This is a genomic window from Arthrobacter psychrochitiniphilus (assembly GCF_003185915.1).
Classification (GTDB): domain Bacteria; phylum Actinomycetota; class Actinomycetes; order Actinomycetales; family Micrococcaceae; genus Specibacter; species Specibacter psychrochitiniphilus.
In genome coordinates this window covers 266,856-282,275 of record NZ_QHLZ01000006.1, presented here as the reverse complement: position 1 = coordinate 282,275, position 15,420 = coordinate 266,856, and the positions used below count along the sequence as shown (strand labels likewise).

Genomic DNA, 15,420 nt, shown 5'->3' with positions numbered 1-15,420 from the left:
TGTACCGGGATAAGAGAAGGATGAGGGGATTATGGGCAACCATAGTGACGGCTCGCCGACAAGCTCGGACGCCGTAGCTAAGGCTGGTCACGAAGAGGTGGATAAGTTCCAAGACCCGGGACTGCCTCCACATCGTTTGCGACTAGCTGACACGGACCCCAAGGCTGCAAAGCGGGCCGAACGCCAGGTGGCATGGCTATTTATCATTTCCATTGTCGGAACCTTGCTGTTCTTCGTCGCCTACTTCGGTATCCGTCTGGATGACACTTTCGGCCCGCTGCGTCTGCAGAACACACTTCTGGGCTTGGGCGTGGCCTTCGCCATGCTCGGCATTGGAACGGGCATTGTGCACTGGGCCCGTGCCCTCATGCCGGACCACGAAGTTGCTGAAGAGCGCCACGCGATCCGCAGTGAAGAGGATCGCTTGGCCGCTGTGCAGATCGTCGACGACATTTTGGACGAGACAGGCATCAAGCGCCGTCCGCTAATTCGCAACACGCTCATCGGTGCTGTGGCGCTGGCACCCCTGCCTGCTATTGCAATCTTCCGTGACTTGGGCCCCCTTCCGGGCGACTCGCTGCGTCACACACTCTGGAAGGAAGGCGAGCGTCTTGCTCGCGACCCTGACGGCACTCCGATCAAGGCCTCTGATGTCACCATCGGCTCAGCATTCCATGTGATTCCTGAATCGTTGAACAGCCTGACCGAAGGCAAGATCGCTGCCAAGGCCAAGGCCGTTGTACTGCTGATGCGCTTGAACCCCGAAGACCTCAACCCTTCGCAAGGCCGTGAGGACTGGGGCTACAACGGAATCGTTGCCTACTCCAAGATCTGCACCCATGTTGGGTGCCCGGTTGCACTGTACGAACAGCAGACGCACCACCTGCTGTGTCCTTGCCACCAGTCGACTTTTGACCTCACGCAAGAATGCAAGGTCATCTTTGGACCCGCCGTTCGCCCGCTGCCTCAGCTGCCTATCGCAGTTGATGCTGATGGCTACCTGGTGGCTCAGAGCGACTTCCACGAACCTGTTGGACCAAGCTTTTGGGAGCGTGGCTAAACCATGTCTACAACACAGCAAACACCCGCACAGGAAACACCGTTCGTTCCCGCAACCGCCACGGGCCGCATCACCAACTTTGTTGATGAGCGTGTGGGCGGCTCAGGCATACTGCGTGAATTCGGCCGGAAGGTCTTCCCTGACCACTGGTCCTTCATGTTCGGTGAAGTCGCCCTGTACTCCTTCGTCATCTTGCTTCTCTCGGGCACTTTTTTGACGTTCTTCTTTGATCCGTCCATGGCGGAAACACATTACAGTGGCCCCTATGTCCCGCTCAAGGGTGTAGAGATGTCAGTGGCTTACGATTCCACGCTACGGCTCTCCTTTGAGGTACGTGGCGGCTTGTTCATGCGCCAGGTCCACCACTGGTCAGCCCTGCTCTTCGTGGCCGCTGTCTCTGTGCACATGCTCCGTGTGTTCTTCACCGGCGCATTCCGCAAGCCCCGCGAGCTGAACTGGGTGGTGGGCGGTGTACTGCTCATCCTCTCCATGGCTGCAGGCTTCACCGGCTACTCCCTTCCCGATGACCTGCTCTCAGGTAACGGCCTACGCATCATTGACGGTGTGGTTAAGTCCATCCCCGTCATTGGAACTTACATCTCGTTCTTCCTGTTTGGCGGGGAGTTTCCGGGTACGGCCATTATTGGGCGTTTGTACATGTTGCACATCATGTTGGTCCCAGCCATGATCCTGCTCATGATCGCGATTCACCTGTTCATGGTTGTTGTTCACAAGCACACGCAGTACCCTGGCCCCGGACGTAACGACCGCAACGTAGTCGGCTACCCGCTCGGCCCGGTATACGCTGCCAAGGCCGGTGGCTTCTTCTTCATTATGTTCGGCATCATTGCCTTCATCTCCGCGACCTTCCAGATCAACCCGGTATGGAACTACGGCCCCTACGATCCCTCCCCGGTTTCCGCAGGCACACAGCCTGACTGGTACATCGGCTGGGTCGATGGTGCACTTCGCTTGATGCCAGGGTGGGTGTTCAACATTCCGATGGAGTGGCATATCCCGTTCCCGTGGGGCACCAACACGCTCTCGATGAACGTGCTTGCCCCTGCTCTGATCCCCGCTGGGATTGTGTTCACCTTGCTGTTCATCTACCCGTGGATCGAACGCTGGGTGACCCGGGACAACCGTGAGCACCACGTGCTTGACCGGCCGCGCAACGCACCAACGCGCACCGCTATTGGTGTTGCAGGCTTCATCTTCTACTGCGTCATGTGGGCAGCTGCCAGCTCCGACTTGATCGCAACGCACTTCGAGGTCTCCCTCAATGACGCGTTGTACTGGATGCGGGCGCTATTCATCGTTGGTCCGATCCTTGGCTTCATCATCACCAAGCGAGTTGCTTTGGCGCTCCAGCGCAAGGACCGTGAGATTGCACTACACGGCCGTGAGACCGGTCGCATTGTGCGCCTGCCGCACGGTGAGTTCCAGGAAATCCACGCACAGCTCGATGACTACAAGCGTTACAAGCTCGTAGGCTTCGAGTCCCCCGTTCCTGAAGAAGGCATCCCGAACGAAAACGGCATTGTGACGAAGAAGGAAAACCTGCGCTCCAAGCTCAGCAGCTTCTTCTTCGAGGATCGTGTAGCTCCGGCCGCACCGTCCGAGCTCGAAGCCGGTCACCATCACGAGGCTATTACAGCCGCTGACGATGACAAGGCGATCACACACTAATTTTGTGAGAGATCTGTAGTTCAAGAGAAAAGGCGGTTCCCATAAGGGAGCCGCCTTTTCTCTTTGTCGTTCAGTATTTCCCAATTTCCCAACACTGCTACGCGCCGTAGCTTCTCGGGTGGAGATAGCCAAAGGAGCCGTGCTCACGGTTCACCCCACCAGCGCCTGGAAGGCACAGCTGCCCGGCCACAGCCCTGCAGTAGACGCGGTCTAATACATACGACGAGGGCGCACGCCAGGACGTTGCAGGGGCACACGCAGCTTATAGCGATCAGCTCGGTAGAAGGACACCGAGTAGTCAACCGTGGACCGTGAGACAAAGGCATGGCGTTCGGTCCTCAGCACGGGCGCACCAATATCCACGTGCAATAGCCGCGCAATGGACGGTGTCGCGGCATTTGCCTCAATGGTGTCCTCGCCCCATTCAATGATGAGCCCATAACGCTCCCCCAACACGTTGTACAGGGATGCCGGCGGTCCGGCGTCGAGAATCCCGGGCACCCGCCAGGCCGGGATAAAGTTTTCATCCACGCTCATGGGCAGGTCATCAGCCAACAGCAAGCGGCGCAGCCGGATCACGGCCTGGCCTTCCTCAATTTGAAGTTCTCGGGCAAGCCGTGCAGTGGCGGGAATCTGCTCAAAGGCGAGGGTACGTGCCGCGGGGCGCAGTCCGCGTCGGGCCATTTCTTCTGAGTAGGAGGTGAGCTTGAGAGTGAGATCGAGTTTTGCCCGGGCCACAAAGGTACCCACGCCCACGACTCGCTCCAGCAGTTCTTCTTCTACCAGGGCTTCAACAGCCTGACGAAGAGTCATGCGAGCAACACCGAAGCGTTGGGCCATGTCCCGTTCCGAGGGCAGTTGCCGACCCGGCTTGCTGTGCTCTACTACATAACTGCGCAACAGTTCCCGCAGTTGGATGTGCACCGAAACTGGGGTACTCCGATCCAACTCACCCGGGATCTCGTACGCCGATGGCACTAAATAGCTCATGATTGTCCTCCCCTCACAAGTACCACCCTAAAACACGACTACTCTCTATACAGAACCATCTACCGTAGGAGTAATCATGTACACCCGGAAAGCCTTAGTTGCCGCAAGCGTAGGCTTGCACGCGCGTCCGGCTGCCGTCTTTGTCAGGGCCGTCAACGGCACTGGGCTACCCATCACACTGGCGAAAGCCGGCAGTGTCCCCATTGACGCACGCTCACTTTTGGCTGTCATGAGCGCCGACTTTGAGCACGGCGCCGAAGTGGAGATCAGCGTCGCCCCCAGCGACGCTCCTGAAGAGAGCGTAACGGCCGCTGTAGACCAGCTGGCAGCCTTGCTTCTCACCGATCTGAGCGGCACTCTCTAACAGGCACTCGGGGGCTTTACCGTCCCGCACGTGGGCGCAGCACCAAGAAGCATTGACGCTGCACATCCTAGCAACACTAGATCACAGCAACACAAAAGGGATTGCCCCGCACCAGTGGTGCGGGGCAATCCCTTTTGTGTTGCTGATCCTGTATGAAACCTGTTTAATGCAGGGCGAATTTAGTGTGCGTGGTCTCCACGGCTGTACTCGTAGACCCAGCCAACCAACGCGATCACGGCCAAACCGGCACCGAAGAGGAACACCCACCAGCCAACAGCCAAGCCCAAGAAGCCAAAGAAGCAAGCCAATCCAAGGACTAGCGGCCACCAGCTCCAAGGGCTGAAGTGCCCTTGTTCGCCAGAGCCTTCGTGGACCTCAGCGTCGAGACGGTCCTCGGGACGTGGCCCGATTCTGTTACCGGTGAAGTGCAGGTACACACCCACCATGAGGCACAGCGCGGAGAGCAGCATGAGCGCAAGGTAACCCACGTGCTCCTGCCAATCCACCATGAAACCGTAAACAACGGCTACGGGAATAAAGAACACACCCAGCAGCATGAAAAGCCAAGATTCTACCTTCACTTTGCAGCTCCCTTCGAGGATGCAGTCACAGGCTGAACTGGCTGGTAATGCGGGGCCAGCTCAGGATGGTGTAGATCAAGTGCCGGTCGCTCCGAACGGATACGCGGCAAGGAGGTGAAGTTGTGACGTGGCGGCGGGCAAGAAGTTGCCCACTCCAAGGAAGCACCAAAGCCCCAAGGATCATCAACCTCAACCTTCTTGCCACTGCGCCAGGTAATGTACACGTTCCAGAACCAGGGGATCATGGACGCGCCCAGAACGAACGACGAAATGGTGGAGAACTGGTTCATCCAAGTGAAGTTATCTTCAACAAGATAATCAGCGTAACGACGCGGCATACCCATGACACCCAACCAGTGCTGGATCAGGAAGGTGCCGTGGAAGCCCAGGAACAAGAGCCAGAAGTGGATCTTACCAAGGCGCTCGTTGAGCATCTTCCCTGTGAACTTGGGCCACCAGAAGTAGAATCCGGCAAACATGGCAAAGACCACGGTTCCGAAGACCACGTAGTGGAAGTGAGCCACAACGAAGTACGTGTCCGAGACATGGAAGTCCAGCGGCGGTGAGGCCAGGATGATTCCGGTCAGGCCACCGAACAAGAAGGTGACAATGAAGCCAAGGCTCCACAGCATGGGTGTTTCAAATGTCAGCGAGCCTCGCCACATGGTGCCGATCCAGTTGAAGAACTTCACACCCGTTGGTACGGCGATCAGCATCGTCATGAAGGAGAAGAACGGCAACATTACCTGGCCGGTCACGTACATGTGGTGTGCCCACACAGTGACGGACAGCGCAGCAATGGAAATGGTTGCAAACACCAGACCCTTGTAACCGAAGATCGGTTTGCGGCTAAAGACCGGGAAAATCTCGGAAACAATACCGAAGAACGGCAACGCAATAATATAGACCTCGGGGTGGCCGAAGAACCAGAACAGGTGTTGCCACAACAAGGCTCCACCGTTTTCGGCATCAAATATATGAGCCCCAAAACGTCTATCTGCTCCCAAGGCGAACAATGCAGCGGCCAACGGAGGGAAGGCCATCAGGACCAAGATGCCAGTGATCAGCGTGTTCCACGTGAAGATGGGCATACGCCACATGGTCATGCCTGGGGCACGCAGGCAAATGATCGTGGTAATGAAGTTCACGGAACCGAGAATGGTACCGAAGCCGGACAGCGCCAAACCGAAGACCCAGAGGTCTCCACCGACGCCAGGGCTGTAGGTGGTGTTTGAGAGCGGTGCGTAGGCGAACCAACCGAAGGCTGCTGCGCCCTGGGGGGTGAGGAACCCGGCCACGGCGATGGTGCTACCAAAGGTGAAGAACCAGAATGCCAGCGCGTTCAGTCGCGGGAAGGCAACATCGGGTGCACCGATTTGCAGCGGCATAATGACGTTGGCAAAGCCGGCAAAAAGCGGTGTTGCAAACATCAGCAGCATGATGGTGCCATGCATGGTGAACAACTGGTTGTACTGATCCTTGGTCTGCAGAATCTGCATACCAGGCTCAAACAACTCTGCCCTGATGATAAGCGCCATGACGCCACCAAGACAGAAGAATATAAATGATGCGATCAGGTACATGTACCCGATGGTTTTGTGGTCGGTGGAGGTGATCCAATTGACGACAATGCGTCCCTTGGAAACCGGAACGACTCTAGGAGCAGCTGAATTGACTTCAGTTGCCGAGTACTCGAGCGTAGACACTTTCCTCTCCCCCCTACTTCTTCTGGTTCTCGGTGATGGCAGCGTTCGGGTTGCGGTCGTACTTCTCAGTCAACTCACCAGTCTGGCCCTTGGCCTTCAACTCGGCAAGATGGGCATCGAACTCGGCCTGCGTGACAACCTTGACGTTGAAAAGCATCTCTGAGTGGTATTCGCCACAAAGTTCCGCACACTTACCGTCATACGTACCCAAAGCGGTAGGCGTCAGGGTCATGTAGTTGGTCTTACCCGGGAGCATGTCCTTCTTATCCAAGAAGGCAGGAACCCAGAAAGAGTGAATAACATCGCGTGCGTTCAACTGGAGTTCAACCGAACGGTTCACCGGCAAGTACAGGGTGGGCAGGGTGGACTTATCGAACGGCTTACCGTCCAGTTCAGCCTGGACGCCGACGGAATAAACAGATTCCTTGACGTCCTTACCCTCCAAGTAGTTGAAATCGAAGGACCACTGTTTGGCTCGGACGTCGATAGTGACATCCGGGTTAGCGTCACGGGCGTTGATGGATTCCTGCTCGATGTTCGTGAAGTGGAAGAACACCAGCACCATGAACAACGGCACCAACACATAAAAAACCTCCAGTGGGAGGTTGTAACTTGTCTGGCGCGGGAAACCCGTGGCACCCTTGCGGCGACGGTACGCAATAATGCACCAGATGATCAGGGCCCAAGTAATGAGACCAATGATCAAAATTGTGATCCATGTATTAACCCACAGATCGATGATCCCAGCCGTGTGATTGGTGGTATCACGTTCGGCTGGCATCCAGCCGTTCTTATTCTCTGCCGTACATCCTGACAAAGCTAACGCTCCGGCAATCGCCAACCCGGCTATGGGGATGACTTTCGCGCGTCGGCTGCCGGTTCGGTCCTGCGAACTCACAGACGGCCCTTCCTCTTGTTACTGTGCTCTGCAACGGTTGCATACCGCTGGAGCTAATGGGTTTTACTACTCGATGTAGAGCTTACCGCTATGGCACGCAAAATGCGCACTAAACCCTCCGTGCGTCGGATGTCCACAAAGAATATTTATGGACAGCCCCACCTCGAGCAGAAGTTTCTTTAATGGAATGAATCGCCGCAGGCGCAAGAGCCCCCGGCACTAGGGTTATCAATGGTGAAACCCTGCTTTGAGATTGTGTCCTCAAAGTCGATGCTGGCACCGTCTAGGTAGGGCACGCTCATCTTGTCAATGACCACCTCGACGCCGTCAAAGTCACGTACGGCGTCTCCTTCGAGCACGCGCTCATCAAAGTACAGCTGGTAGATCAAACCGGAGCAGCCTCCGGGCTGAACTGCCACACGCAGGCGCAGGTCGGTGCGGCCTTCCTGTTCAAGGAGGCTACGTACCTTGCCGGCAGCAACATCAGTGATCAGCACACCATGGGTGGGCAGCTCACTTTCAACAGCGGCAGATGTGGTTTCTTCGTGGACATTTGCAGTCATGGCGTTTCCTTACGTGAGGGTACAAGTACATGCTACGTCGAGCCCGGCAGAGGCGCTAACTTGGTTCAGACTTGCTGACCCGTTTGACGATCCCCCAGCGCACCGCTATTGACGGCCGCCAACAGGAGAGCCTGGGACACAATGGCCTTTTCAAAGTCACCCAAATGCAACGACTCATTGGCGCTGTGGGCGCGGGAATCCGGGTCCTCAACACCGGTGACGAGAATTTGCGCAGCCGGGAAGGTTTCTTTCAGATCGGCAATGAAGGGGATGGACCCACCCATTCCCGTCTCCACAGCCGGCACTCCCCACGACTCCCCCATGGCCCACAGTGCGGCTTGGGCTGCGGGAGCAGAGACGTCGGTGGCGAAGGACTGACCGGATTCGCCCGGCATGAAAGTGACTTGGGCGCCAAAGGGAGCATTGCTCTGCATGTGCTGCGCCAAGGCCTCCATGGCCGCGGCCGGATCCTGCCCGGGAGCCAGTCTCAGACTGATCTTGGCCCGCGCAAAAGGCAGTAATGTGTTGGAACTCATATCAACGCTGGGGATATCCATACCAATGACGCTCAGCGCTGGTTGGGCCCACAACCGTGAGGCAAGGCTGCCGCGGCCAGCCAGCTTAACGCCGTCGAGCACGGCAGCGTCAGCCCGGAATGTTGCTTCCGGATATTCCAGGGCAACCTCGGGTCCCCGGTGCAGGCCAGCAATAGCCACCGAGCCCTGATCGTCATGGAAGGTGGCAATCAGGCGGGCCAACAGGGTGGGCGCATCAAGTAGAGGCCCACCAAACATGCCCGAGTGGACGGCATGGGCGCTGACCCGGACCTCCACTGTGCCGTCAACCAGTCCACGCAGGCTCGTGGTCAGGGCCGGTATACCTACCTGCCAGTTAGCTGAATCGGCAACAACAATGACATCACCAGCTAGCAAATCACGGTATTCGGCCAGGAAGTCTTTGAACGTGGGTGAACCCGCCTCCTCTTCCCCTTCAATAAAGAAGGTAATGCCGACGCCGAAGTCAGCACCCAAGGTTTCGGTGACGGCCCGGAAGGCGGCAATATGTGCCATGATGCCGGCCTTGTCATCTGCTGCACCGCGGCCGTAGAGCCGGCCCTCACGCTCGGTGGCCACAAAAGGCTCGGTGTCCCAGAGTGCGCTATCTCCGGGCGGCTGTACGTCATGGTGGGCGTAAAGGACCACGGTGGGCATACCAGGGGCCGGAAGTTTTCGGGCCACGACGGCGGGGCCGCCCGGGGCGCCGTCGGCCTTGGGAACGCGCAGGATCTGTACGTCTTCAAGGCCAGTAGTGCGGATAAGTTCTGCCACGGCTTCCGCACTGCGTTCAAGCGCGGCGGCGTCAAAGGCATCCCAGGCGATTCCGGGAATGGCCACCAGTTCTACGAGTTCCGCCACCGTGGCGGAAAGGTTTGCCGCTACGTTTGCTCGAAGCGCGGCCGTGGGGAGCTGTGCTCCCATGCGGGGATCCAACCCGGCATGAGGCGTGTGTTCAAGAGTCATGAACCAAAGACTACCGCCGCCAAAACACCTGCGGTCAAGGTGGCGGCCGTGTTCGGGGTATTCTATACGGGTGTTTGGACGTAAGAAAGATCAAGCCCCCGACCCGCAGCTGGCGGCTGCCTCCAACGAGCCGATTGTCAGGTCCAAGGACCCGCAGTCAGCCAAAGGCGTGCCCACGCCGTCCCGGAAGGCACAGGAGGACGCCCGCAAGCGGCCCCTTGTTCCCAACGACCGTGGGGCAGCCAAAGTAGCAGCGCGAGACGCTCGCCGTGAAGAGCAGGCCCGTATGCGCCGCGCCCTGGACACCGGAGAAGAACGCTTCCTGCCAGCCCGTGACAAGGGCCCGCAGAAGCGTTACGTCCGTGACTATGTGGACGCCCGCTTCAGCCTCGGCGAATACGTCATGTTTGCGGCACTGGCCATTGTGCTGCTGACAGTTGTCATCCCGCCCACGAACAACGCCACGATTATCCTCTTTGGCCTTTTCTGGGTCATGGTGGCAGGTGTGGCAATTGATGTTTGGCTCATGTCACGCAAGCTTAAGCGCCTTGTAATTGCCAAGTTCGGCGGCGTGGATTCCGGTGTGATCTGGTACGCCTCCATGCGTTCAATGCAGTTCCGCCGTCTGCGCCTGCCCAAGCCCATGGTGAGCCGCGGAGAGTGGCCTTCCTAGTCCCCACTCCCTCCCAAACCTCGTGCCTCGGCTCGGGGCCCTCGGGAGCGTGGGCCCACCCACACCACCCAACTTTCGTGCCTCGGCTCGGGGCCCTCGGGAGCGTGGGCAACGTCATTGAACATACCCACTGCGCAGCACGCCGGTCATTTCCTGAAGGAAGTGACCGGCGTTTCACTTTAAGTGTGGTTAAGCTGGAGCTATGGAATACCGCCACCTTGGCCGATCCGGCCTGAAAATCACTGAAATCACCTACGGCAACTGGCTCACCCACGGCTCGCAAGTGGAAAACGAGGTTGCCACGGCCTGCGTACGTGCAGCGCTGGACGCCGGCATCACCACCTTCGACACGGCGGACGCCTACGCCAACGGGGCAGCGGAGGAAGTTCTTGGCGCTGCCCTGGCCTCGGAGCGCCGCGAATCCCTGGAAATCTTCACCAAAGTTTACTGGCCGGTGGGACCCAAGGGCCCCAATGATACGGGCCTGTCCCGCAAACACATCATGGAGGGAATCAATAACTCCCTGCGCAGGCTGAACATGGACTACGTTGACCTGTACCAGGCGCACCGCTACGACTTTCAGACTCCCCTGGAGGAGACCATTGCCGCCTTCGGCGATGTGGTTCGGGCAGGCAAGGCTCTCTACATCGGAGTTTCAGAGTGGACCGCGCAACAACTCCGTGACGGCCAGCGCCTGGCACGCGAGGCAGGGTTCTCACTGGTCTCAAACCAGCCGCAGTACTCAGCGCTCTGGCGGGTCATTGAACCGGAGGTGATCCCGGCCGCGAAGGAGCTGGGCATGTCCCAGGTAGTGTGGTCACCCATGGCGCAGGGCGTGTTGAGCGGGAAATACCTTCCGGGCGCGCCGCTGCCTGCCGGTTCGCGCGCCACGGACGAACACGGCGGGGCAAACACCATCAAGGGTTTCCTCAACGATGACATTCTGGCCAATGTACAAAAATTGCGCCCGGTTGCGCAGGAGCTGGGGCTGAGCATGCCACAGCTTGCTATTGCGTGGGTATTGCAAAACGAGAACGTCGCAACAGCCCTGGTGGGGGCCTCACGGCCCGAGCAGGTGGCCGAGAACGTCAAGGCCTCCGGCGTGAAAATCCCGGCCGAGCTCATGGCAGCCATTGACACTGCTCTGGCTCCGTCCATCATTAACGATCCTGCGAAAACAGTGAGCCCGCCCACCCGCGTGGCGTAGGCGCATATTAAGGGTAGGAGCATACAGGCGGGCGCCGAGGTCCTCTCGCGGGCAGTAAGATTTCTCGCGCGTTCTTCGTTCCTCATACCGTGCGGGGAAATCCATCCCCGCTCCGAGGATCTCGACCCCCGCTGAAGCGCAAATGTGTTGCTACTTGCGCAACGCGGCAAGTTCCTTGTTGATACGAGCCGCCCAGAAAGGGCCCTCGTACAAGAACGCCGTGTAGCCCTGAACGAGGGTGGCACCAGCGTCGAGCCGTTCCTGGACGTCGACACCGCTTTCCACACCACCTACTGAAATAAGAACCAGAGAATCCCCTACGGCCGCCTTGAGCTGGCGCAGGACCGCCAATGAGCGGGCCTTCAACGGCGCTCCGGAAAGCCCGCCAGCACCCTTCTCCTGGACCAAGGCGTCCGGGCTGGCCAAGCCCTCGCGGCTGATGGTGGTGTTGGTGGCGATAATGCCATCCAGTTTGAGCTCCAGGGCCAGGGCTGCAACATCCGCAACATCCTCGTCGGCGAGGTCAGGGGCAATCTTCACCAGCAACGGGACATGCCGAGCCGCGGAGGCATTGGCCGCTTCACGAACTCCCACAAGTAGCGGCCGCAGCGTAGCCACGTCTTGCAACAAGCGCAGCCCGGGGGTGTTGGGTGAGCTGACGTTGACCACAAGGTAATCGGCCGACGGCGCAAGGGTGCGGGCGCTGATGAGGTAATCCTCCAACGCATCTTCTAACTCGACCACCTTGGTTTTGCCAATGTTGACACCAACGATGGGCCGGACTCCCGGGTAGGTCTTACTCAGCCCAGCCAGCGCTTCCTTGAGACGAGGAGCCACGGCTGCGGCGCCGTCGTTGTTGAAGCCCATGCGGTTGATCACGGCACGGTCCTCCACGAGACGGAAGAGACGCGGTTGAGGGTTTCCTTCTTGAGCCTGGCCCGTGATGGTGCCAACCTCAACGTGACCAAAGCCCAGGTTTGCCAGGGCGTTGATGCCCTTGCCCTCTTTATCAAACCCGGCCGCCAGGCCAAACGGTGTGGGGAATGTCAGGCCCAATGCCTGTGTGGTCAGAGAGCTAGACGGGGTGAACATGCGGCGCAATACTGCACCGCCTCCCACGGTATGGATCGCCTTGATCATGGTGAAGCCGATCTTGTGCGCCTTCTCGGCATCCATCCAAGAAAAGCAGAGCCGGAAAACTGTGGGATATATACGCATACCCCTAGTTTTCCGGTTCGGCGGCACAACTGCAAAACGCCTGAACGTGAGCTGTACGCGTGACGGCTGACAAAGAGGCGTTAGCATGGCCACATGAATACCAATGGCGGTGGCGTGTGGCAGCATTCGGACGTGGTGGTTGTAGGGGCGGGACTGTCCGGATTGGTGGCCGCAGCAGAGGCGTATAACGCGGGGAGCCGCGTGTTGATCCTAGATCAGGAGCCCGAAGCGTCACTGGGCGGGCAAGCACATTGGTCCTTCGGCGGGCTGTTCATGGTGGACACTGCGGAACAACGCCGTCTGGGGGTCAAGGATTCAGTGGAGCTCGCCATGAATGATTGGCTGGGTTCAGCAGCCTTTGACCGTCCCGAGGATGCCTGGCCACGCGCCTGGGCGGAAGCCTATGTCAACTTTGCTGCGGGAGAAAAACGGGCCTGGCTGCATGCGCTTGGAGTCAGGTTCTTCCCCCTTGTCCAATGGGCTGAACGTGGCGGCTACGACGCCCAAGGTCACGGCAATTCCGTCCCCCGATTCCATGTGGCGTGGGGAACCGGCCCCGGCATTCTCTCCCCCTTTCTGGCCAAGGTCCGTGAGGGGGTGGCCGCAGGGCGCGTTCAGATTGCCTTCCGCCACCGCGCCACGGAATTGGTGTTCCATTCCAGATCCGTCACCGGGGTGCGCGGCGAGCTTCTTGAGCCCTCCGGTGTGAACCGAGGCGAAGCCAGCAACCGCACTGTTGTAGGAGATTTTGAGGTGTCCGCCCAATCAGTTATTGTCACCACTGGTGGGATTGGCGGAAACCACGCCATGGTCAGGGAACAATGGCCCAACAGTAGCGGTCCGGACTATATGCTCAGCGGAGTCCCCGCCTCCGTGGACGGAGAGTTCCAACAATCCGTGGCCAACTCCGGTGGGGCACTGATCAATACAGACCGCATGTGGCATTACACAGAGGGCATCCACAACCCTGAGCCCGTGTGGCCTCTGCATGGAATTCGGATTCTTTCCGGGCCCTCACCCCTGTGGCTCGACGCCACGGGACAACGCCTGCCCATCCCGCTGTTCCCGGGCTTTGATTCATTGGGCACGCTTCGTCATTTAGAAACCACTGGACATGAACATTCCTGGTTTGTGCTCAACAAGACCATTCTGAACAAGGAATTTGCTCTCTCTGGTTCCGAACAGAACCCGGATCTGACAGGCAAGGACGTGAAACTTCTGGCCAAACGTGCCCTTCCCGGTACCCCGGCACCCTTGCAAAAGTTCCTCGACGCGGGCATTGACTTTGTTCAGGCTGCCACCGCCCAGGAACTGGCGCTCAAGATGAACGCGTTGACGGGCAACTCACTGATCGATCCGGAAAACTTGCACCAAACTATTCTCGCGAGGGATATGCAAGTGGACAGTGGCCTTGGCAAGGATACTCAGCTCAATGCCATCCGGGAGGCGCGCCGCTTTGCCACCGACAAACTGATGCGAGTGGTTCCCCCGCATCCAATCCTGGCAGCGGAGCACGGCCCGCTGGTTGCGGTTCGCTTAACAACTCTGACGCGCAAGAGCCTGGGCGGGCTCACAACGGACCTTTCGGCCAGGGTGCTCGGTGGCGACGGTGAGCCCATCCCCGGCCTCTTTGCTGCCGGCGAGGCTGCTGGCTTTGGCGGGGGCGGCATGCACGGCTACCGATCCCTAGAGGGAACTTTCCTTGGCGGCGCCCTGTTTTCCGGCCGCGTTGCCGGCCGTCACGCGGCAGAAGCTACCGGGACTGCGGCTGCTGCAGCTGGGAGTACCGGGGTATGAGCGCCGCTACCACGCTCTGGGGGCCAGATATTCTGGGCCCGGACTACCAAGCAACAACGCTCTTGGTGCCAATGCCCGGCCAGAACCTCAACGCACAGACCACTACTGCCCCCGGGGCCGGAGCGAACGCTGACAGCCCCAGCCCCAGCCCCAGCCCCAGCCGAGAGTACCGGGCCACCCTGGTCCGCCACCGGCCCCAAGGTGGCCCCCGTCAAGCCTCCCCAGCAATAGCGGGCACGCCTGTGCTGTTCATTCACGGGTGGAGCGACTACTTCTACAACACAGGATTGGCTGAGTTCTTCACGGATCGCGGATACAACTTCTATGCTCTTGATCTGCACAATCACGGCCGCAGCCTGGAGTCTCCTGAACTGGGCGGCTATGTGGGTAATCTGGCCGATTACGACGCCGAAATACTCGCCGCATATGACCTCATTGACAGGGAGAGCGCGCCTCATCAGCAAAGGGCAGAAACCGTGCCCGGCTCACTAGAGCCCGGTGAGAGGCCGGCACGGCCCTTCATTCTGGTAGGTCACTCCACTGGTGGGCTCATCGCCACATTGTGGGCGCAACACTATCCCGGCCGGGTCAGCCATCTGGTACTGAACAGCCCTTGGCTGGAGATCCAGGGCGGGGCCGCGATCAGGCGGGCGGCTACACCCTTGGTACAGTTGGCAGATTTGCGGCCACTGCTGCGGATGCGTGTGCCCGAACGGTCGTTCTACTGGCGCGGCATCAGCAATGAAGCTTATGGAGAATGGCCGGTGGACAAGGCACTCCGGCCACCGCACGCGTTTCCTGTTCGGGCCGGCTGGATGAAGGCTATTTTAGCCGCGCAACAGGAAGTGGCCTCCGGACTGAAACTACCCATGCCCATTCTGGTGCTGCTCTCCTCCAAGAGCATGCTTGGCCCTGTCTGGAACGATGCGATGCTGCGTGCCGACGTGGTCCTTGATGTGCGCTCTTTGGCGTTACGGACCCTCTCACTGGGAAACTCCGTCACCTTGGAACGGATCGAGGGGGCCCTTCATGAGGTTCTTCTCTCTCCCCAACCGGTGCGAGATGACGCCTATACCAAAGTGGCCCGCTGGCTGCAGGGTTATGTAACACCTGTGCTAAAACCTGCTTCGACCAAGGGCACTGATGATTAGGCA

The 15,420-nt window shown here is 59.0% G+C and carries 14 protein-coding genes; 7 read left to right on the top strand and 7 right to left on the bottom strand.

Annotated elements, in window-relative coordinates:
• The first annotated feature begins 31 nt into the window (after positions 1-31).
• A complete protein-coding gene (gene qcrA, locus CVS29_RS11595) occupies positions 32-1,060 on the top strand; it encodes a cytochrome bc1 complex Rieske iron-sulfur subunit (RefSeq protein ID WP_110106467.1) in 1,029 nt (342 codons plus the stop codon).
• A 3-nt stretch (positions 1,061-1,063) separates the two neighbouring features.
• The gene (gene qcrB / locus CVS29_RS11590; protein WP_110106466.1) at positions 1,064-2,749 is read left to right on the top strand and encodes a cytochrome bc1 complex cytochrome b subunit; all 1,686 of its coding nucleotides are present in this window, start codon (positions 1,064-1,066) and stop codon (positions 2,747-2,749) included.
• Between the two features lie 210 nt (positions 2,750-2,959).
• Here the strand turns inward: qcrB and CVS29_RS11585 are convergent, their stop codons facing one another.
• Entirely contained in the window at positions 2,960-3,739 is a 780-nt protein-coding gene (locus tag CVS29_RS11585; RefSeq protein WP_110106465.1) for a GntR family transcriptional regulator, read from the bottom strand.
• A gap of 76 nt (positions 3,740-3,815) precedes the next feature.
• Between CVS29_RS11585 and CVS29_RS11580 the strand changes: the two genes are divergently transcribed.
• Positions 3,816-4,103 (top strand): HPr family phosphocarrier protein, encoded by a 288-nt coding sequence (locus CVS29_RS11580; protein WP_110106464.1) that lies wholly within the window; start codon positions 3,816-3,818, stop codon positions 4,101-4,103.
• Between the two features lie 179 nt (positions 4,104-4,282).
• On the opposite strand, the gene CVS29_RS11575 is transcribed toward CVS29_RS11580, so the two are convergent.
• The 5 genes from CVS29_RS11575 to CVS29_RS11555 form a co-directional block, all read right to left on the bottom strand.
• Positions 4,283-4,684: a cytochrome c oxidase subunit 4 gene (locus tag CVS29_RS11575; RefSeq protein ID WP_110106463.1), complete on the bottom strand. Its 402-nt coding sequence runs from the start codon at positions 4,682-4,684 to the stop codon at positions 4,283-4,285.
• Positions 4,681-6,390, bottom strand: coding sequence for an aa3-type cytochrome oxidase subunit I (ctaD, locus tag CVS29_RS11570; protein WP_110106462.1), 1,710 nt, complete (start codon positions 6,388-6,390; stop codon positions 4,681-4,683). The genes CVS29_RS11575 and ctaD overlap by 4 nt, the downstream gene beginning before the upstream one ends.
• Before the next feature lie 13 nt (positions 6,391-6,403).
• Complete coding sequence (gene ctaC, locus CVS29_RS11565; RefSeq protein WP_110106461.1) at positions 6,404-7,288, bottom strand: aa3-type cytochrome oxidase subunit II; 885 nt, start codon at positions 7,286-7,288, stop codon at positions 6,404-6,406.
• A 179-nt stretch (positions 7,289-7,467) separates the two neighbouring features.
• A complete protein-coding gene (locus CVS29_RS11560) occupies positions 7,468-7,851 on the bottom strand; it encodes a HesB/IscA family protein (RefSeq protein ID WP_110106460.1) in 384 nt (127 codons plus the stop codon).
• A 65-nt stretch (positions 7,852-7,916) separates the two neighbouring features.
• Complete coding sequence (locus tag CVS29_RS11555; protein WP_110106459.1) at positions 7,917-9,371, bottom strand: dipeptidase; 1,455 nt, start codon at positions 9,369-9,371, stop codon at positions 7,917-7,919.
• A gap of 70 nt (positions 9,372-9,441) precedes the next feature.
• On the opposite strand from CVS29_RS11555, the gene CVS29_RS11550 reads away from it, so the two are divergent.
• Complete coding sequence (locus tag CVS29_RS11550) at positions 9,442-10,044, top strand: DUF3043 domain-containing protein (protein ID WP_308467738.1); 603 nt, start codon at positions 9,442-9,444, stop codon at positions 10,042-10,044.
• Positions 10,045-10,246: 202 nt separating this feature from the next.
• Entirely contained in the window at positions 10,247-11,251 is a 1,005-nt protein-coding gene (locus CVS29_RS11545; RefSeq protein WP_110106457.1) for an aldo/keto reductase family protein, read from the top strand.
• A gap of 150 nt (positions 11,252-11,401) precedes the next feature.
• Here CVS29_RS11545 and CVS29_RS11540 read toward each other — a convergent pair whose 3' ends face one another.
• Positions 11,402-12,469 (bottom strand): quinone-dependent dihydroorotate dehydrogenase, encoded by a 1,068-nt coding sequence (locus CVS29_RS11540; RefSeq protein WP_110106456.1) that lies wholly within the window; start codon positions 12,467-12,469, stop codon positions 11,402-11,404.
• Between the two features lie 93 nt (positions 12,470-12,562).
• On the opposite strand from CVS29_RS11540, the gene CVS29_RS11535 reads away from it, so the two are divergent.
• Entirely contained in the window at positions 12,563-14,266 is a 1,704-nt protein-coding gene (locus CVS29_RS11535; protein WP_110106455.1) for an FAD-binding dehydrogenase, read from the top strand.
• Entirely contained in the window at positions 14,263-15,417 is a 1,155-nt protein-coding gene (locus tag CVS29_RS11530; protein ID WP_245932198.1) for an alpha/beta hydrolase, read from the top strand. Before CVS29_RS11535 ends, CVS29_RS11530 begins: the two co-directional genes overlap by 4 nt.
• Positions 15,418-15,420: the final 3 nt, after the last annotated feature.